Source organism: Haloarcula onubensis, assembly GCF_031624605.1.
In the GTDB taxonomy this organism is placed as follows: Archaea; Halobacteriota; Halobacteria; order Halobacteriales; family Haloarculaceae; genus Haloarcula; species Haloarcula onubensis.
The window spans coordinates 890,983-908,811 of sequence record NZ_JAMQOS010000001.1; the positions used below are offsets into that span (position 1 = coordinate 890,983).

13 protein-coding genes and 1 CRISPR repeat array are annotated in these 17,829 nt (G+C 63.1%); of the genes, 2 read left to right on the forward strand and 11 right to left on the reverse strand.

What is annotated here, in order from left to right:
- The 11 genes from NDI86_RS04625 to cas6 form a co-directional block, all read right to left on the reverse strand.
- A complete protein-coding gene (locus tag NDI86_RS04625) occupies window positions 1-1,494 on the reverse strand; it encodes an ATP-binding protein (RefSeq protein ID WP_310899228.1) in 1,494 nt (497 codons plus the stop codon).
- Between the two features lie 58 nt (window positions 1,495-1,552).
- Window positions 1,553-3,514: an AMP-dependent synthetase/ligase gene (locus NDI86_RS04630; protein WP_310899229.1), complete on the reverse strand. Its 1,962-nt coding sequence runs from the start codon at window positions 3,512-3,514 to the stop codon at window positions 1,553-1,555.
- Between the two features lie 133 nt (window positions 3,515-3,647).
- Window positions 3,648-4,109, reverse strand: a complete 462-nt coding sequence (locus NDI86_RS04635; RefSeq protein ID WP_310899230.1) for an Hsp20/alpha crystallin family protein — start codon at window positions 4,107-4,109, stop codon at window positions 3,648-3,650.
- A gap of 162 nt (window positions 4,110-4,271) precedes the next feature.
- Window positions 4,272-6,602: direct repeats of the CRISPR family, unit length 30 nt; unit sequence GCTTCAACCCCACAAGGGTCCGTCTGAAAC.
- A gap of 102 nt (window positions 6,603-6,704) precedes the next feature.
- Entirely contained in the window at window positions 6,705-6,968 is a 264-nt protein-coding gene (cas2, locus tag NDI86_RS04640; RefSeq protein ID WP_310899231.1) for a CRISPR-associated endonuclease Cas2, read from the reverse strand.
- Window positions 6,969-6,970: 2 nt separating this feature from the next.
- Window positions 6,971-7,963, reverse strand: a complete 993-nt coding sequence (gene cas1b / locus NDI86_RS04645) for a type I-B CRISPR-associated endonuclease Cas1b (protein WP_310899232.1) — start codon at window positions 7,961-7,963, stop codon at window positions 6,971-6,973.
- A gap of 2 nt (window positions 7,964-7,965) precedes the next feature.
- On the reverse strand, window positions 7,966-8,532 hold the full coding sequence (cas4, locus tag NDI86_RS04650; protein ID WP_310899233.1) for a CRISPR-associated protein Cas4: 567 nt from the start codon (window positions 8,530-8,532) through the stop codon (window positions 7,966-7,968).
- On the reverse strand, window positions 8,529-11,129 hold the full coding sequence (locus NDI86_RS04655; protein WP_310899234.1) for a CRISPR-associated endonuclease Cas3'': 2,601 nt from the start codon (window positions 11,127-11,129) through the stop codon (window positions 8,529-8,531). Before NDI86_RS04655 ends, cas4 begins: the two co-directional genes overlap by 4 nt.
- A gap of 1 nt (window position 11,130) precedes the next feature.
- Window positions 11,131-11,928 carry a type I-B CRISPR-associated protein Cas5b gene (gene cas5b / locus NDI86_RS04660; RefSeq protein WP_310899235.1) on the reverse strand — a complete coding sequence of 266 codons (798 nt, stop codon included), beginning with the start codon at window positions 11,926-11,928 and terminating at the stop codon, window positions 11,131-11,133.
- A 2-nt stretch (window positions 11,929-11,930) separates the two neighbouring features.
- Window positions 11,931-13,007, reverse strand: a complete 1,077-nt coding sequence (cas7b, locus tag NDI86_RS04665) for a type I-B CRISPR-associated protein Cas7/Csh2 (protein WP_310899236.1) — start codon at window positions 13,005-13,007, stop codon at window positions 11,931-11,933.
- A 1-nt stretch (window position 13,008) separates the two neighbouring features.
- On the reverse strand, window positions 13,009-15,186 hold the full coding sequence (gene cas8b / locus NDI86_RS04670) for a type I-B CRISPR-associated protein Cas8b/Csh1 (protein WP_310899237.1): 2,178 nt from the start codon (window positions 15,184-15,186) through the stop codon (window positions 13,009-13,011).
- Window positions 15,173-15,985 (reverse strand): CRISPR-associated endoribonuclease Cas6, encoded by an 813-nt coding sequence (gene cas6 / locus NDI86_RS04675; RefSeq protein WP_310899238.1) that lies wholly within the window; start codon window positions 15,983-15,985, stop codon window positions 15,173-15,175. Before cas6 ends, cas8b begins: the two co-directional genes overlap by 14 nt.
- Before the next feature lie 154 nt (window positions 15,986-16,139).
- Here cas6 and NDI86_RS04680 point away from each other — a divergent pair, with 154 nt between their 5' ends.
- A complete protein-coding gene (locus tag NDI86_RS04680; RefSeq protein WP_310899239.1) occupies window positions 16,140-17,009 on the forward strand; it encodes an NOP5/NOP56 family protein in 870 nt (289 codons plus the stop codon).
- Window positions 17,006-17,641: a fibrillarin-like rRNA/tRNA 2'-O-methyltransferase gene (locus NDI86_RS04685; RefSeq protein WP_310899240.1), complete on the forward strand. Its 636-nt coding sequence runs from the start codon at window positions 17,006-17,008 to the stop codon at window positions 17,639-17,641. Before NDI86_RS04680 ends, NDI86_RS04685 begins: the two co-directional genes overlap by 4 nt.
- Window positions 17,642-17,829 lie beyond the last annotated feature (188 nt).

The window sequence follows — 17,829 nt, forward strand, 5'->3', positions numbered from 1 at the left end:
TCAGAACCGTATCTCGAAGCGCGCGCCGCCCTCGGCGCTCTCGGTGAGGCGTATCGACCAGCCGTGGGCCTCGACTATCTGGCCGACGATGGCGAGTCCGAAGCCGGTGCTCTCGGCGGCGAGCGCGTGACCGAACTCGAAGACCGCGTCTCGCTCCTCGGGCGGGATGCCCGGGCCGTCGTCGGCGACGTAGACGCCGCCGTCGCAGTCCCCGACGCGAACCGTCGCCTCCGGTCCGGCGTAGGTGACCGCGTTGTCGAGCAGGTTGTCGAACAGCCGGCGGAGCCGACTGCGGTCGGCCGGTACCGTGCGCTCGGTCTCGACTTCGAGCGTCGCCCCGTCCGGCTGGCGGTCCGCCCAGCACTCCGAGAGCAGCGAGGGCAGGGAGACCGGTTCGGTCGCCTCGACGGCGTCGCCCTCGCGGGCCCAGGTGAGCACGTCGTCGATGAGGGCCGACATCCGGCTGTGGGCCGCCGCGACGTCGTCGAGGTGGTCCCCGGTGTCGCCGTCCTCGGCGGCCAGTTCGAGGTGAGCGCCCGCGAGGTCGAGCGGCGTCCGCAGGTCGTGCGAGACGATGGAGGCGAACTCCTCTAAGCGCTCGTTCTGGCGTTCCAGCGCCCGCTCGCGCTCCCGGAGCGTCGCCTCCCGGTCGGCCTGCTGGAGCGCCGACTCGATGTTCGCGGCGAGCAACTGTCCAAGCGACCGGTCCGTCTCGTCGAAGGCCGACGGCTCGGTGGCGAAGACCAGCAACACGCCGTGGTCCCCGAGCGGGAACAGCATCTCCGAGCGGACCGGGGTGGCGTCGTTGAACACGTCGGGGTGGTCCCGGACGTCGTCACAGACGACCGCCTCTCCGGTCTCGAACGCCCGCCACGCGATGCTATCGGCCGAGAGCGCCGGGACATCGCCCAGTATCGCGGTCGTGCGGCCGGTCGTCACCGCTGGGACCAGCGACGCGGTCGCCTCGTCGTAGCGGTGGATGGCCGTCATCTCGTAGCCCAGGACGTCCCTGGCGGTGTGGACGCCGATGTCGACAACCTCCTCGGCCGACTGGGCGGCCATCAGCTCGCGGGCCGTCTCGTGCAGCGCCGTCAGGGTCGCCGCGTGGGCCGCTCGCTCGGTGATGTCGGTGTACACCGCGTACACGCGGTCCGCCGCGTCGGCCGGGACACACCGGAACAGGTAGTCGCGGGCTCGCCCGGCGGCCGTCTCGCGTCGCACCTCGCAGGCGTCGGCCGCCGGGCTCCGGAGGGCGGCGAGCGCGTCCGCGGGCGGTGACGCCAGCAGGTCGCGGACCGGGTCGCCGACCACCGCCTCGGCGTCGTAGCCGAACGTCCGCGCGAACGCGTCGTTGATACGACAGACGGTCGGGTCGTCGGCGCCGAGGTCGGCGAGCACCGCCGGGTCGGGGAGCGCGTCGAACAGCGGGTCCGGTCGGTTCGTGTCACAGGACCGGCCCCCGTCGGTAGTGACCCGGGGTGTGCCGTCGGGCATTGTGTAAGACTGGTCGAGTAGCTACTTCAACGCAGTGGGCCAGTTATCAGATAGAATACTACTGCTCGGCGTAGATCGCGTCGACCGCGTCCTCGAACTTCCGGTGGATGTTGCGGCGCTTCTTCTTCATCGACGGGGTCAGCAGGTCGTTGCGCGTCGTCCACTCCTCGGGGACCAGTTCGAACTCCTTGATTCGCTCGGTGCGTTCCAGTTCGGCGTTGGCCTCGTCGACGGCGTCCCGTATCCAGCGGCGCACGGCCTCGTGCTCGCACTTCGCCGCCGGGTCGGCGGGCAGGTCGATTCCCTCGCGGGCCGCCAGTCGCTCGACTTCCTCGAAGTCCGGGACGACGAGCGCGCCCACGAACTTCCGGTCGTCGCCGACGACCATTATCTGGTCGACTAGGTCGACCGTGGCGAACAGGTCCTCGATTGGCTGGGGCGCGACGTTCTTGCCCGTCGAGAGCACCAGTAACTGCTTGATTCGGTCGTGGTACACCAGGAAGCCGTCCTCTGTCTGCTCGACGACGTCGCCGGTCCGGAACCAGCGCCGGCCGTCCAGTTCGGTGAACCCGCGGGTCGTCTCGCCCGGGTTCGCCCAGTAGCCGTCGGTGACGTTGGGCCCGTCGACGAGTAGCTCACCTAGCCGACCGCTGGCGTCGTCGAACTCCGCGTCGTCGACGACGTGTTCGTCGATGTGGACGTCCAGTTCGGTGACCGGGTAGCCCAGCGTCCCCGGCCGGAGGTCCTCCGGCGGGTTGATGGAGATGACCGGCGCGGTCTCGGTGAGGCCGTACCCCTCGACGATGTCGACGCCCATCCCGATGAACGTCTCACAGAGCTCCTTCGAGAGGCTCCCGCCGCCGCTGACCATGAACTCCACCTCGCCGCCAAGCCCGTCCCTGACCGTGCTGTAGACGAGGCGGTCGGCCAGCCCGTGCTGGAGCCGCAAGCCGGCGCCGGGGTCGTCGGTGCGGGCGTGCCGCCGGGCGACGCCAAGCGCCCACTCGAAGAGGCGCTCTTTGACGGGGGAGTCGCCGGCCTGCTCTCGCATCCGGCGGAAGATGCGCTCGTAGACGCGGGGGACGCTGGCGCCCATGTGCGGGCGCACGGCCAGCAGGTCGTCGGCGAGCGTGTCCGGACTCTCCGCGTAGCAGACGGTCACGCCCGAGGCGAACATGAAGAAGTGGCCCGCAAGTCGCTCGAAGACGTGAGCCAGCGGGAGGAAGGCGATAGAGCGTTTGCCGGCCGCCACCGTCGGGATGTCGGGGTCCTTGTCCGGGCGGGGGGCCAGCCGTCGTCTGGTCTGGTTGACGTTCGAACGGAAGTTCCGGTGTGTCAGCTCAACGCCCTTCGGCTGGCCGGTGGTGCCGGAGGTGTAGATGATGCTCGCGAGGTCGTCGACCGACCGCTCGGCGAGCCACGACTCGTAGGCGCTCGCCTCGAACGCCGCCGCGCCCCGCTCGTAGACGTCCGCGAGCGTCAGCACGTCGTCGCGGTCCGGCGCGCAGTCGTCCATCGTGACGACGGCCGCTACGTCGAGGGCGTCCTCCACCGCCAGCACGCGCTCTAGCTGGGCTTCGGTGCCCACGACGGCGACCTCGGCGTCCGGGTCGTCGAAGAGGTACTGCACCTGCCGCTCGGACGAATCGGTGTACACCGTCGTCACGACGCCGCCGGCCGACAGCACGGCGAAGTCGGTCAGCGCCCACTCCATCCGCGTCGACGCGAAGAGACCCACGCGGGTGTCCCCGGTCACGCCGAGTTCGCGGAAGCCGGCGGCGAGACACTTCACCAGTTCGTGCATCCGCTCGTAGCTGAGCCCGCCGTACTCGCCGGCGGGCGGCGCCGGCAGTATCCCGCCGGTCAGCGACCGGTCGTAGACGCCGCCCTTGTACCGCTGGGCGTCGCGGCCGGCGTTTCGCGCCGCCGTCGACGCGAACAGCTCACCGAGCGTATCCATCTCGATTACCTCGTCGTCGTAGCCCGCTTCTGCGTCGTACCAGCTCGGTGTGGCACCCATCTCGTCGTAGTTCACCGAGGACGGACAAGTATGTACGGGCTGGTAACACTATGCACGTTGTAAACAGTTTCAAAATCCGATAGCCGCTGTCCGGTCCCGATAGCAACCACGGGGGCCGAGCGCAATCGGTGAGCTATTCGATGTGGATGTCCGTCCCGGAGTCGTCCTCGTCGGCGTCGACCACGAACCGGACTTCGAGTACGCCGTTGTGGTAGCTCGCGCTCACGCCGTCGGGGTCGGCGCGGGCCGGGAGCGCAATCCGCTCGCTGACCCGTCGGCTCCGGTAGCTGGTGCCGTCATCGACCTCGTGTTCGCCGCTGAGGGAGAGCACGTCGTCGTCGAGGCGCAGGGAGAGCTCGTCCCGGTCAAAGCCCGGGAGGTCAGCGAGGACCACGAAGCCGTCGTCGGTCTCCTCGACGGAGATGCCCGCGTCCCAGCCACCGACGTCGGCGCGCTCGATGTCGCCGTCCTGTCCCCAGCTATCGCCGAACTGGCGACCCGCGATGGCCGGTCGCCCCCAGGGGCCGAACATCTCGCGGCGCATCTGGTCGAAGAACTGTTCCATGCCGTCGAAGGGGTATCGCTGTTCTCTCATAACGGCTTTAGATAGGTCAGGAGAAGATATAAGCTGATATGGACGTGTGATAGCAGGTCGCCGTAGCGGTTCTCCCGCTGTCGCATGTCGCGTCCCGCTATCAATCTCGCGAGAGTCCATCTGAAACTCGCTCATCGACGTGCTGCTGACGGTCCTTCTCTTGCTTCAACCCCACAAGGGTCCGTCTGAAACGGTTGACGTTCGACACTGTCAGTTTCCAACTGGCCGCTTCAACCCCACAAGGGTCCGTCTGAAACAGCCTCAATAGAGAGTTCATCGGGATTGAGCGACAAGCGCTTCAACCCCACAAGGGTCCGTCTGAAACGCTCAGGCCAGTTTCCGCCTCGATGACGATATAGACGCTTCAACCCCACAAGGGTCCGTCTGAAACGCCGCAACATATCTCTCCTCTGGTTCTGGGGTCCTGCTTCAACCCCACAAGGGTCCGTCTGAAACCGTTCCCGGTCAGCCCCGGCGCGAACCGTGCGCTGCTTCAACCCCACAAGGGTCCGTCTGAAACCGTGCACATCCAGGCCGAGTCCATCGACGACGGCGGCGCTTCAACCCCACAAGGGTCCGTCTGAAACCCACTCTTCGTCGACGTGCACGTGCTCGCCTTCAAGGCTTCAACCCCACAAGGGTCCGTCTGAAACTTTTATCGTTCGCTAAGTCGACGGTCACTATCTCCGCTTCAACCCCACAAGGGTCCGTCTGAAACCCCCTTTGAGCCCGTAAACCATCGTGTGCTGGTCGCTTCAACCCCACAAGGGTCCGTCTGAAACATTGGATACACCTTTCATCGCGTACACCCCTTACAGCTTCAACCCCACAAGGGTCCGTCTGAAACGGGTTCTGGCTGGTCGTGCTGGTGTTGTTCCTCGATGCTTCAACCCCACAAGGGTCCGACTGAAACAGGTGTGAATAGTCTGCTGTCGGGCGTGGATCTGATCGCTTCAACCCCACAAGGGTCCGTCTGAAACGCTATCGGACTCGCATTTGCTAATGCCGGAGACAATGCTTCAACCCCACAAGGGTCCGTCTGAAACCCGGGGTTCCCCTTGGGTAGCGACCTACCGCTGTGCTTCAACCCCACAAGGGTCCGTCTGAAACTGTCGACGATCTCAGCCCGGACTGGTGGGTGCTGGAGCTTCAACCCCACAAGGGTCCGTCTGAAACTTGAAAATATCCGTGTCCAGCGTGCTCGCGAGCGTCAGCTTCAACCCCACAAGGGTCCGTCTGAAACCGTCGACCCGCGGAACCTGACGCGGACCGAACAGCGGCTTCAACCCCACAAGGGTCCGTCTGAAACTCCTTTTCGTCGTAGTCGTCCCATCGGTCCAGAAGGCTTCAACCCCACAAGGGTCCGTCTGAAACCAGGAGGCGCGGTAACTATGGCGGTCGAGTGTCCGCTTCAACCCCACAAGGGTCCGTCTGAAACGTGGCCCGCAGAGCTGTCAGCTGGGTCAGTTCGCTGCTTCAACCCCACAAGGGTCCGTCTGAAACAACCAGTCGGTGGAATTGCTGACGGTAGAGATAAACGCTTCAACCCCACAAGGGTCCGTCTGAAACAGGAGTTCGTCGTATGACGGTCGTCGTCGACCCGCGGCTTCAACCCCACAAGGGTCCGTCTGAAACCGTCGGCCCACTCCAGGTCGGACGGGCGCGCGGTGCTTCAACCCCACAAGGGTCCGTCTGAAACTCAGATACCAAAAGTTAAACACTTCTTTACGGCGCTCGCTTCAACCCCACAAGGGTCCGTCTGAAACCGTTCTCGCCGAACATCTTGGCGAAGGCGAATGCGGTGCTTCAACCCCACAAGGGTCCGTCTGAAACCAGCACCTCGCCCTCGTAGCGGTCAGCAAGCTTTTCGCTTCAACCCCACAAGGGTCCGTCTGAAACCTGCGGGGCGTCGGTGGCCCCGGACGTGCTGCGCGAGCTTCAACCCCACAAGGGTCCGTCTGAAACAAGCGAGCGGTCAAGGCGGCGACTGGCGGCGGGATTGCTTCAACCCCACAAGGGTCCGTCTGAAACTGGCGTCAGTACTCCAAACGTCTTCAGAGTTACCCGCTTCAACCCCACAAGGGTCCGTCTGAAACGGCGTACTGGTCCGCCTCGTCGATTCGGGACCAGTCGCTTCAACCCCACAAGGGTCCGTCTGAAACTCGCAAATCGGTGTGTACGTCCCCACGAACGTGAAAGCTTCAACCCCACAAGGGTCCGTCTGAAACGATGGTCCAGGTAGTCCTCGAGGGCGGCGACGACAGGCTTCAACCCCACAAGGGTCCGTCTGAAACCGAAGAGCTCGTCGACGAATCCGAACGGCGTTCCATAGCTTCAACCCCACAAGGGTCCGTCTGAAACCGGTCGGTGAGGTTGGCTGCTTGCTGTGCGTCGGTCGCTTCAACCCCACAAGGGTCCGTCTGAAACACTGAGAGGCGCGAGGCCGCCGCGGCCGCGCGGGCAGCTTCAACCCCACAAGGGTCCGTCTGAAACCATGACCGATTCGCCGGCCATAGCCCCGCTACAGCCTGAACCCACATCAAGATTGTCGTCGACCTCCAATACCCCCTCGACCCCCGGGGGGTCGATGAAACGTCACAGAAATTTGCTATCGTCCATCGGGTCCTCACCGAAAACGGATCGGTCGACGTACTCCTCGGCGGACATCCGGTAGCAGATTACCGACTCACCGGGTTCGAGCATCGACTGCAGCGTCGACTCGACCTCTTCCAGGCGCCCTTCGGTAAGCTGCCCTTCGAACACGGAGTACTGGGCGTGCGTGAGGAACCGCCGGAGATACTTGAGAAACTTCGATGTCCGGTCGGCCTGCACGTCGTAGACGATGATGGCGTAAGGCATCGTCACCACCACCGCTCGAACGGGACGTACTCCTCGCCGGTGAGGAGGTGTTTCTTGAGTTTGTAGGCCTCTATTCGGAGGAGGTACTGGTAGCTGACCTTTCGATTGAGCCGCGGATGCTCGATAGTTTCCTCCAGCGTCTCCTCGAACGCCTTCGAGTACGTTTTCCGTCCGCTTTCAGTGAGTAAACAGCCGTTGAGGTCTGTCTCGAAGTCGTCGACGGTGAGTTGATTGCGGTTGACAAGGCGAAAGATAACGCGGTCCGCGAGCAGCGGTTTGAACAGGTCAGCGATGTCAAGCGCAAGCGAGTAGCGACGCTCACCCGGTTCATGGAGGAAGCTCACAGCGGGGTCGAGTGCAGTAGCGCGAATCGCGGAGACGATATTCGCGTAGACGAGCGAATTTCCAAACGAGATGAGACTGTTAGCTTCGTTGTCCGGTGGATTGTACTGTCGCCCACCGAAGACGAACGGGTCTGGTAGTATCTCGTCAAACGTAGCGTAGTACGCCCGACGAGCAGTCGCTTCGACGCCCATCAACTCGGACGTGTCCATCCCTGGTTCTAGTGCACGTCGCTGGACTTCGAGGCGGCCGAGAACGTCTCCGAAATCGTATCCACGACCGTCGTAGTATTTGACGTTCGCTCGCATATTGTGGATGCTACCGCGTATGAACTTCCGAGCGAGCGATTGCCGATGCTCGGGGTCGTCGTACGCTCGCACCTGTGAGACGACAGTCTGTCCCGATGTCTGCCCGCGTTCGGGCATTACCGACCCCGCGTAGTAATCGTTCCAGCCGAAGACGTGCAGCGCGATGCCGTGGTCGTTGAGAAACGACATCAGACGCGTGTTGTAGTCGATTTGACCGTGTAGGTACAACGCTTCCGCGTTCTCGATCGGGAGATACTTTTTCTCCCCGCCTTCGGTCACGAGTCGCACCGTGTCGTCGTGTCGTTCGAGGCGTCCGTCGCTAAAGATGTGATAATTATCGTTCATGGTCAGCAGCTCCAACAGAAGTCGTGATACGCGCAGGATTCACAGAACGGCTTTTCCTCGGCCGGCGGTGGCGAGTCGTCGGTGACGATATCGTGGACACCGCGTATCGCGTTCTCGACCCAGTCGGCGTTCGATTCGCTCAGTTCGACCGATTCACGCTTTCGTTCGGTCGGATGCGCGAGTACGCCCTCGCGTTCGATGCCGACGACGCGGTCGAGATACCACAGATAGTAGAGTAACTGGAGTTTAGCCGGCTTGACTAGCGAGGACGACGGTTTGACCTCCATCACTCGGCCGTCGTCCAGTACGTCGATAGCGATTCTCCCGTCGATAGCGACATTTCTCCGTTTGTCTTCGTAGGCCGAATCGTCGACTCGCGTACCACGGACGATGGACACGTTGTCACGGTCGATTTCGAGATGACGCGAGGCGAACCAGAGTTCCCGCGTACACACCTCGTAATACTGCATCATCACGCCCGTGACGTGGAACGGTTCGTCGACGGATTCATCGCGGGCAGAGCGAAGTAGTTTCTCCACCGGGTCATCGGAAGCTGTCGAGTCAGTCATAAGATTCTATCATTGACGCTGCTTGCTGCGACGAATCCGGTAGTGTCGTCGAACTGTGAGCTGTGTTGACGGGTATCGAGTGCGTACAGGTTACGGTCCTCTAGCAGTTTGTTGAGACGACCTACCGCTTCCGCTGTTTCACTATCGGCTCGGTATATCGGTACGGATATCCGGAGTGGTTTCGACTGCTCCAGCAACCGGTCGAGGCGGTCGAATTCGTACTTTCGATTCGCGATGCGAATCGACTCGACGAGCGCTCTCTCGTCGGGCGTTCGACAGACGAGTATATCGACTGTCTGGCGCTGGTCGATAAGCGAAAGATTGGACAGTTTATCGCCGCGCGCGTCGTCGACGTACTCTACGTACTCCTGCTTGCCGATATCTTTCTGGGACTTGAGCCGGTCGTAATACTCTTTGACTGCTGTTCTGGCGACTGCCGATTCGGACAACTCTCCATCATCAGTCCGGACGGATGCTAACGTTTTCGCCGCTACGGGCAGTAAGCGCACGTCTTTGTTGTAGACTGCCTGTGCCGGTGTTTTGGTCTGCTCTTCGGGCGATTCCAGCCACCAGACCGTGACTCGGCCCTTGTCGCGTTCGAACGAGCGGTTGCAGCGTCCCGCGGCCTGCACGATGCTATCGACCGGGGCCAGGTCACGATAGACGCTGTCGAAACTGATATCCACGCCGGCCTCGACGAGTTGTGTCGACACCGTCACGAACGGATGGCCCCGCTTGGTTAACTCCTTGGCCGTCGCGATTAGTCGTAATCTGTCAGCCGGTCGTAGCCGGGTCGAGAGGTGTAGTACCGCGTTCCCGTCAGCGTCCGAAACGGCCTCGGCAACCGCGCTCGGGTCGATAGCGTCGACAGTCCCTCCGTCTTCGAGGTGTTCAGTGTATACCGCTCCGACACTCACGGCCGTATCCACTGCTGTTGTGACCCGGTCTGTCAACTCCCGCGCGCTATCGATAGTGTTACACACTGCCAGGGCACTCTCGTCGGTGTCGAAAACCCGACATAGTTCGTCTGCCGCAGCCTGATAGGACTTTGGCTGTGCCGCCTGCGGTTCGTCGACGTACCGTTCAGCGGACTCGTCGAGTTCGTACGAGACCCGCTCGACGGCGTCGAAATACATCCGTTCGTCGTCGACCAGCGCCGTCACATCGTCGAACAGCTCTGGCGGCGTGGCGGTCATGGTAATCACCGTCGCATCGTACCGTTCGGTCAGTACTTCGACGAGGCGTGGCGCGAGCTTCCACCATTCGAGGGGGAGACTCTGTGGTTCGTCGAGGACGACGATGCTGTTGTAGAGCGCCGGTAGTTTCATCGACTGTCGGTTGTTCGGTCCGGCGAGGCTCTCGAACAACTGCACGAACGTGGTTACTGTCAGCCCGGCGCGCCAACTCTCCGCTAGCATCCCGTCAATATCGTCCGATTTATCGGCTTCGTCGGCGGTCGAATCGTCCACGTCGCGAAACGTCGTCTCGGTCAGGTGATGATGTGCGGTGAGTAACCGGCTGCCGGCCGTCGTGTCATAGACTGTCTCTACATCTGCCACGACCTGGTCGATGACGCTGGTAAACGGTAATGCGTAGACGACCCGTTCAGCGTCGGTTTCGTCCCGTAATGCGAGCGCGGCTGACAGCCCCGTGAGCGTCTTGCCCAGCCCCGTCGGCAACGTCAGCCTCCCCACTGCATCACCGTCTGTAGCAAGTGCCGATACGTTGTCCAGAACCGTTCGCCTGGCTCGCGCGCGTAAGTAGTCGAGACGCTCGGCTCGTGTCCCCTCCGGGTCTGCTGTCGTCTGGGCCTCTATCTCGTCGACGTACTTTTCGAGTGTCTCGAACGAGGGGGGGTTCGCAGCATATGTTTCGGGGGCGGCTTGTGCCCCCGCCGCGCTGGTCTTGTCGGCAAGTACAAGCGCGCTCCAGCACTGTAATGTGTGCTCGTAACAGGACGACGACAGCGAGTCACGACTGAGCTGGCCGGCCCCGCCCCCCGATTCGACTTGCGTTGCGACCTTGTTTAACAGGGATGTGAACGCTGTGCCGAAATCGAGCCAGTCACCTTGCCCGTCTGTCGCCTGGTCGAGGACCCATCCGGCCAGTTCTGGCACACGGTCGTTTATGTCCTCGATTTGCTTGCCGATAGCGTTCTGACGCCGCTCTGTGCTGGTGGGGTCGACGTCAGCCTTGCCATCACGCCGGTGGGCTCGGCTATGAACGTACTCGGCTACGTCGGGAATCTGCCCGTGGTGCTTCGCGACGGCCACGAAACCGGCCAGACAGGTTTCGGATGCGAAGCCGCGCGAGTCGAGAGCGTAGTACGCTGCGAACGAGCCGAGTGGGGCGTGATATCGCAGCATCTCGGGAGTCGGGTGGTCGTCGTCACACAGGTACCGCTGGAAGTAAGTTGTCGCCTTGCCGAAGTCGTGGACATATCCGAGCGTTTCGACGACAGCTCTAAGGGACTCGCCAGCCGGGGTCGTCGCCTCATCGGCGACGATGTACTGGATTCGCTCGGCAACGTCTTCGAGGTGTGACTTGAGGCGCACCCCATCGTCGTCTGTCGGCGGATGGGAATACCGCACCGGCATTTCAGACGAACACCACAGTCCGTTCACCGACACGTGCCGCCTCGATACTGCGAACTTTCAGTGGTTCTGCGTCCGGGCTGTACGCATACGTCGTGAACGCTGTCGTCGTCCGACCGCCGGAATCGGCCGTCATGAACGCGGGCGATTGCTCTACTTGACATCGAGTACCAGGTTCAATCAACACGTCGTCTACTGCGTCGGGGACCGCCGAGTCGACGGTGCCGGTCCCGTCGACCGGTTGGTCCTCGATGTCGAACTCTCCGTGGTACTCTATCTCTGCGAGGTGTTCGGAGAGCCCCAAGCTCGGTATATAGTGTGACTTGCCGACCTTGAGATACTCCCGTAGCGTCTGATACGTATCGTCGTCGGCTAGGGCCACGTCGATTCTATATGCGGGGTCCACGAGTACCTCGTAGTTGTGTTGTTGTCGGAGCTTCGTAGGGTCTGGCAGTCTCACACTAATCTTGCCTCGGGGGTTGAGTGATTGCAGGTCGCTACTAGCCGTTGAAAGCGTGTTCATCGGCATATTCACCGTCCTGAGACGGCTGGTCGGTTCGACCGCGATAGCCGATGATTGCGGCCCGAAGATATCGTAGTACTCGTCGCGGCCGAGACCCAGCACGGCTGCGAGCAAGCCGGCAACGGTCGTTCGGGGAATGATTCGGTAGGTCTGTTTTACGATGTTCCCTTCGACCCGGCGGAAGTGGCCCCACGGGCCCCGTACGGTGAACGAGAGACACCTGCTGGCGGGTAGCCGCCCCCGTCCTGTGGCCTGCTCGTCGACCGATTCTCCTGCCATTGTCACTCGTCCGACGGGAGCGTCTCGGTGTGTTCGTCGTAAACGTCGACTATCTGGACTGCATCGGAACCGACTGCCTCCCCGAGGGCCTCATAGAGCAGGTCCGGTCCACCCCGCTCACCGTCGTAGGACAGTTCCAGTACGTCACTGACGACGACTCGAACACGGGCGATACGTTCGCTAGCACCGGATAGCCGCTGGACGAACTCGTCAATGGCGACGGTAACGTCCCTGACGTTACGGAGTTCCTCTTCAGGAGCCGAGGCCTCCTCGTCGAACTGGAGGTCCTTGTCCAACCCGCCGAGATGGTAACTCTCGTCGGCGTATTCGACGCGGCAGTAGAGGCGAGGTTCCTGTCCGACCTTGCTACGGCTTATCGTCTGATTCTTGATGGCGCGCCAGCAGAGCGTGTCGAGGCGCTGTACGTCACTTCGAGTCAGATTCGTGTCCGGCGCGCCGTGTTCGTCTACGAGCCCGTGAAACCGGATGAGTCCGTACTGGATGCGGTGGTCGTCGAGGTCGAAACCGCCCTGTTCTTTCTCCCCTTGGGTCGCAATCACGCTCGTGAGGCTGTCGTACTCCTCGTTCTCCGTGACTGCGTGCATCGACTTGCCCGGTGAGAACTGTACGGGACCCGTGAAGTGGTCCGGTAGCGCATCCTCGTAATCGTCCTCGGTGTCTATCGACATCGTGGCACCGAAGTACCGGACGTCGGTGCTGTTGTCCAGAAACGTCCCGAAGACATCGTCCCGTAACTGCTGCATATCGGCATCATCGTCGGTATCGTAGCCGTCAAGGTCGATTTCCTTCAACCGTGCTTCGAGTAACTCCTCGCGGGTCGCCTGGTACCCGTCGTCCGAGTGAACGTTCCGGATGTAGACGCCGTGACCGTCGTCGTCCAACTGGTCACGAAGATAGCGTTTGAGCCGAACGTCGGTGACGATCGCCTGATTCGTCTGTGGGTCGATACGCGGTCGGTTCGACCCACTCAGTGGATTCCCGTTCGGGTTGGCGTCGACGGCGTCGTACAGGAAGATGATTTCGGAACGGTTCTCGACGGTATCGGTGGGTTCTGTCATGTTAGTTTGCCTCCTGGGAGTCGGTCGTCTGTTCGCGGGTCTCTCTGCGGTCGTTCATGCCGTAGGTGACCCCGAGCGCGTAGTAGAACCGGAGGTCGTCGGTATCGAGGGCCCACTCGTCCGGGTCCGGGTCGAGTATCGTCTTTCGCAGTTCCTCGACGAGATGCTCGAAGAGCGTCCCGGGGAACCCCCCAGTCTGCCTCTTTCGCTCTCTCGTGTACGTCAAGGTCTTGGCGACGGTCTCCTGTGCCACCTTCTTTATCCGGGACTGGCTGAGTGACTTGACCGGGAAGTTGTCGACGAGCGTCGTCGAGCGTTCTTCGTGATACTCCTGATAGTTCCCGACGGCACCGACGAGCGCGCCCAACAGGAAGGCGCCGCGCCGCTGGTTGTTAACCGACTGTTCGTCAGTCACGGCCCCGCCGTTCCGCTTCAGTGCGGGTGTATTTTCGATGAACGATTCCAGTTTGGCCGTGGCGGGGTCGCCGCCGTCTGCGATGGTCATTGTTTCGAGTGAATCGAGTTCGTAATTCTCGTAAGTCGGTTCGTGAGTGATCGGTTCTCGGGCAGCACTTGACGTGGTCAACATATCCAGGTCGTCCTTGGCGAGCGCGCACAGCTGTGCGAACTGACTGGCGACGAGGAAGAACGGGAACCCGTTGCCCTCGTCGTCGTCCGACTCGGCGATGATTCTATCGACGTACTCGCTCAGTAGCGTCTCCACGGCGATACTGTCGCCGCTCAACACCGAGACGAGCGCCCCGATGCGCGGGTCGTCGGCATCTGCGTCCGTGTCGTCCCGTTCGGCGAACGTCTGGAAGAAGTACCAGCCCGTGGAGATAGAACTGAGTCGCTCCCCGCTGTCGACGAGCAGGTCCCACTTCTCGTTTGTCGGCAGTGGCGCGGTCCACTCCTCACGCTCCGGCGTGGTCACGCCGGGGTCGGCGTTGAACGCTCCACTGCTGCTGACGACGCGGTCGTGTTCCCGGGCGAGTTCTCGCGGATACAGCAATCGTCCGTTCAGTGTCTCGCCGAAGACGTCGTAGCGTGACATCTGGTGGGGCATCACCGCTGAGACGTAGAACCGTAGCCTGTCTTCGATTTCTGTCCCCCCGAAGATGTCGTACGCATCTTCTACAGGCGTTGTACCGTCGCCGTCTTCTACTACTGCTCGGTAGAGCGTCCGGTATAGCTCGTATGTCTCCTCGGGGGGTGAACGACCGAAGAAATACGGCAGGTAGTACACTTTCGTGCCGAACGTGCGATAGGTGCAGGCCTCGACGAACGTTTCGGCGTTCATCACCGTCACCGCTGCATCCTCCGAGATAGGATGGGTTCGCCACGCCTCTTCGATGTCGAGCCCCGGAAACTTCTCCAGTTGTTTGCCGAGGTAGTAGTTCTGTGGGTCCTCTGATGTCCCGACTGTGCGGGCCGACGCTCCCGAGACGAGGTCGGTCGCATCACCCGAGGAGTTGGTTGCCTTGTTCTTGGTCACGAGCTTCGACAGCTTGCGGCCTCGCATTGCCTCGTTGAACACGTCTAGCGTACCCGGCCACTGGTACTCGCCGTCTTCCTGGGTCCGAACTTGAACGGTGAGCAACGCCGTTGCGGACTCGCCATCGAGTTCCTCTTCAACCCGTCGTTCAATGGTGTCGAGCGCTGCTTCATCTTCGCTCAACGCCGCGAGACCGTCGATTATCCAGCCGTCTTCGTGGTCGGCCGCGACCTTCTGCACTTCATCGTCGACGGCCCACTTCGTTAGACGTTCTTTCGCGTAGCGCGCGAGCTTTTCGGGCTTGCTGTTCCGACCGGCCTGATGCGTGATACTGTGGTCGATACCGCGAGCTGCGGCATACTTGCAGTGGCCGACCTTCTCGACTCGGTCGTCAGAGTACTTCGTCACCCATACAGCACCGCGTTCGTTGTCGGCGGCCAGCCGTGGGGTCGAACCCGAGAGGTCGACACGGACGACGATGAGGCTGTCTCCCGTATCGATAAGGTTGCTCGCGGCGTCCGGTGTGAGGTACGGGGCGAACTGTCCGCCCCCGGCTGTCGCCAGCGTGTAGAGCTTACCGTACAGGTACTGGAGCGAACGCAGGGAGGATATCGGTGCGTCCGGCAGCTCCGCGGCCAGTTTCTCCGGCGGGTACCGCTTCTCGAAATCGTCAGGCGAAAGCATCTCTCCCCTCCAGCCGTGTCTCACCGGGTTGTGTCTTCTCCGTGATGTTCACGAACCCGAACCCGAGCGAGTTCCGCTCGCCCAGCCCGACATCTAACGCCAGGTTGAGATGGCGTCGGTGGTCGTCGTCCCGAACGCGATAGTCGAAGCGCCACTTGCTCAACACCCACGTCTCGCGCTGGCCGGTCGTCGGCGTCACCGGAATCGCGAAGGTCTTGATGAGTTCGTACCCCTCGAAGAGGTCGCCGTCCACCTCCGAGGGGCCGGGCAGGTAGTCCGGACAGTACAGGTCGTGTTTCTTGTCCAGGTTCGCCTCGATCTGGTTTCGGAACGGTTCCATCGTGTGTTCCGGTCGCCAGAACTCGGCTTCGTCGTGGTCGACATCTATCCCGTACTCCGCGAAGCGCCACGGAGGTATCCTGACAAGCACGCCGGTGCCGGTGTCGATAGTCCCCGAGGTGCCGGGTTCGCCCACGTCGGGCGACAGGGCCGAGAAATCCTCGACAGTGAACGGCATCTCGCCGATGTTCAACTCGGGAGTGTCCTGCAAGTCCGCCGCGACGTGTGCGAGCAGTTCCTCGTCGGGCGAGGCGACGAGCAGCGTCCGTTCGTCCCCCTCGCGCATATCGCCGGGCGGGAAGGGGTTGCTATAAGTGAACGGCTTGGGCCGCTCTGCGTCGTGGAGGGCGTCGTACTCGGTGTCCTCCAGTGCGCCCCACAGTCGCCCGCGGAGCTTGTTGTGGTACGTGTTGTCGTAGGCGGCGTCGGACCGCGCTCGCAACCGCGCCAGTACCCGCATTCGGTCAGCTCACCCCTGAAATCACAAGGTTGTTTGACATTGCCATTGGTCGTTCAATTTCTCTTGATTAAAAACTGAGTAGACCGGAGTGAAAGTGTAGTTCACCACAGTCCGAACAATGACACCTATACCCCCGTGACCACTCACACCAGCCATGACCGACGACACCGGGGGCTGGTTCGCAGACCTCGACCCCGACGACACGACAGCGGCGGCCGAGCGGGTCGCGAGCGGGAGCGCAGACGCGCCCGACGACTGGCCCGCCCGGGCCGTCGAGGCCGGCTACGCCGCCGACGCCGACGACTACTACGCACGGCTCCGCGCGGCGACCATCGCCGCCACCGAGGCCGCCGTCACCGAGCGCGAGACCGCCGACGACCAGCAACTCGTCCACGCGGTGCGGGCGATGGCCGACTGCGAACGCACCGCCAACGAACTGGCCGAGCGGGTCGCCGAGTGGGGCAAGAGCCGCTACGGCGAGGGCGGCAGCGGCGTCGGCTACGCCCGGCGCATCGCCGACGGCGACGTGGGCGACCCCGACGAAAGTGACACCTCGGGCGACGGCGGGGACCGGGCGCTGCGCTCGCTCGCGGAGCGCGTCGTAGACGTTGCCGGCGAGGCCGACGACCTCCGGGCGTACATCGAGCGCACGGCGCCGGCCGTCGCGCCGAACCTCTCGATGCTGGCCGGGCCCGTCCTGGCCGCCCGGCTCATCTCGCTCTCGGGCGGGCTCGAACCGCTCGCGAAACAGCCCAGCGGCACCGTCCAGGTCCTGGGCGCCGAGGACGCCCTCTTCGCGCACCTCCGCGGCGGCGCGCCCTCGCCCAAGCACGGTATCATCTTCACCCACGAGTACGTCAGCGGCACCCGCCGCGAGGAGCGCGGGTCGGCCGCCCGCGCCCTGGCGGGGAAGCTCTCCATCGCCGCCCGCATCGACCACTACAGCGGCGACCGACGGCCCGACCTGCAGCGGGAACTCGACGAGCGCATCGAACGCATCCGCTCGCGCGGGGGCGACCAATGACGCCCCCGCTCCCCGACGGCGTCGCCCGCCACGACTTCGACGGGACCACGGGTATCGCCACGCGGGGCCATCCAGAGTATGGCGAGGCGACCGACGGCGAGTACCGGCGCTGGGACCCACACCGCTCGAAGCTCGGCGCGATGCTCGCGCTGGGGATGGACACCGGCCTCGAAGCCGGCCAGCCGACGCTGTACCTGGGCGCCGCCGCCGGGACCACGGTGAGCCACGTCGCTGACTTCGGCGGACCGACCTACGCCGTCGAGTTCGCACCCCGACCCGCCCGGGACCTGCTCGACGTGGCCGGCCACCGCGACAACCTCTTTCCGCTGCTAAAAGACGCCCGCAAGCCCGGGACGTACGCCCACGTCGTGGAACCGGTCGACGTCGTCGTCCAGGACGTCGCCACCCGCGGCCAGGCCCGTGTGGCGGCGCTGAACCGCCAGTTCCTCGACGGCGACGGCCGACTCCTCGCGGCCGTCAAGGCCCGCAGCGAGGACGTGACGGCCGACCCCGAGGAGGTGTTCGAGGCTGTCGTCGCCGAACTCGAAGCGAGCTACGAGGTGCTCGACACCGAACCGCTCGACCCCTACCACGAGGACCACTTGGGTGTGGTCGCGCGGCCGCTGGAGTAGGCGCTGTTTCTCCCGAATGCCACAATCCCACGGTTGTAGCCGACTGAGCAACCGCAGCGGGCGGGACTGAAAGGGGCGGCCTGCTACACGAACCCCGGCGACGCAAGCACCGCAACGACCATCGGGAGTGAGGAGCACAGCGAGCCGCGGGAGTGTAGCAGGCCGGGGCTTTCTGGCTGTTCTGATTT

Bases quoted from the DNA above. Each gene is read 5' to 3' on its own strand.
- NDI86_RS04625 (WP_310899228.1), bottom strand. From the start codon at position 1,494: ATGCCCGACGGCACACCCCGGGTCACTACCGACGGGGGCCGGTCCTGT.
- NDI86_RS04630 (WP_310899229.1), bottom strand. From the start codon at position 3,514: ATGGGTGCCACACCGAGCTGGTACGACGCAGAAGCGGGCTACGACGAC.
- NDI86_RS04635 (WP_310899230.1), bottom strand. From the start codon at position 4,109: ATGAGAGAACAGCGATACCCCTTCGACGGCATGGAACAGTTCTTCGAC.
- cas2 (WP_310899231.1), bottom strand. From the start codon at position 6,968: ATGCCTTACGCCATCATCGTCTACGACGTGCAGGCCGACCGGACATCG.
- cas1b (WP_310899232.1), bottom strand. From the start codon at position 7,963: ATGAACGATAATTATCACATCTTTAGCGACGGACGCCTCGAACGACAC.
- cas4 (WP_310899233.1), bottom strand. From the start codon at position 8,532: ATGACTGACTCGACAGCTTCCGATGACCCGGTGGAGAAACTACTTCGC.
- NDI86_RS04655 (WP_310899234.1), bottom strand. From the start codon at position 11,129: ATGCCGGTGCGGTATTCCCATCCGCCGACAGACGACGATGGGGTGCGC.
- cas5b (WP_310899235.1), bottom strand. From the start codon at position 11,928: ATGGCAGGAGAATCGGTCGACGAGCAGGCCACAGGACGGGGGCGGCTA.
- cas7b (WP_310899236.1), bottom strand. From the start codon at position 13,007: ATGACAGAACCCACCGATACCGTCGAGAACCGTTCCGAAATCATCTTC.
- cas8b (WP_310899237.1), bottom strand. From the start codon at position 15,186: ATGCTTTCGCCTGACGATTTCGAGAAGCGGTACCCGCCGGAGAAACTG.
- cas6 (WP_310899238.1), bottom strand. From the start codon at position 15,985: ATGCGGGTACTGGCGCGGTTGCGAGCGCGGTCCGACGCCGCCTACGAC.
- NDI86_RS04680 (WP_310899239.1), top strand. From the start codon at position 16,140: ATGACCGACGACACCGGGGGCTGGTTCGCAGACCTCGACCCCGACGAC.
- NDI86_RS04685 (WP_310899240.1), top strand. From the start codon at position 17,006: ATGACGCCCCCGCTCCCCGACGGCGTCGCCCGCCACGACTTCGACGGG.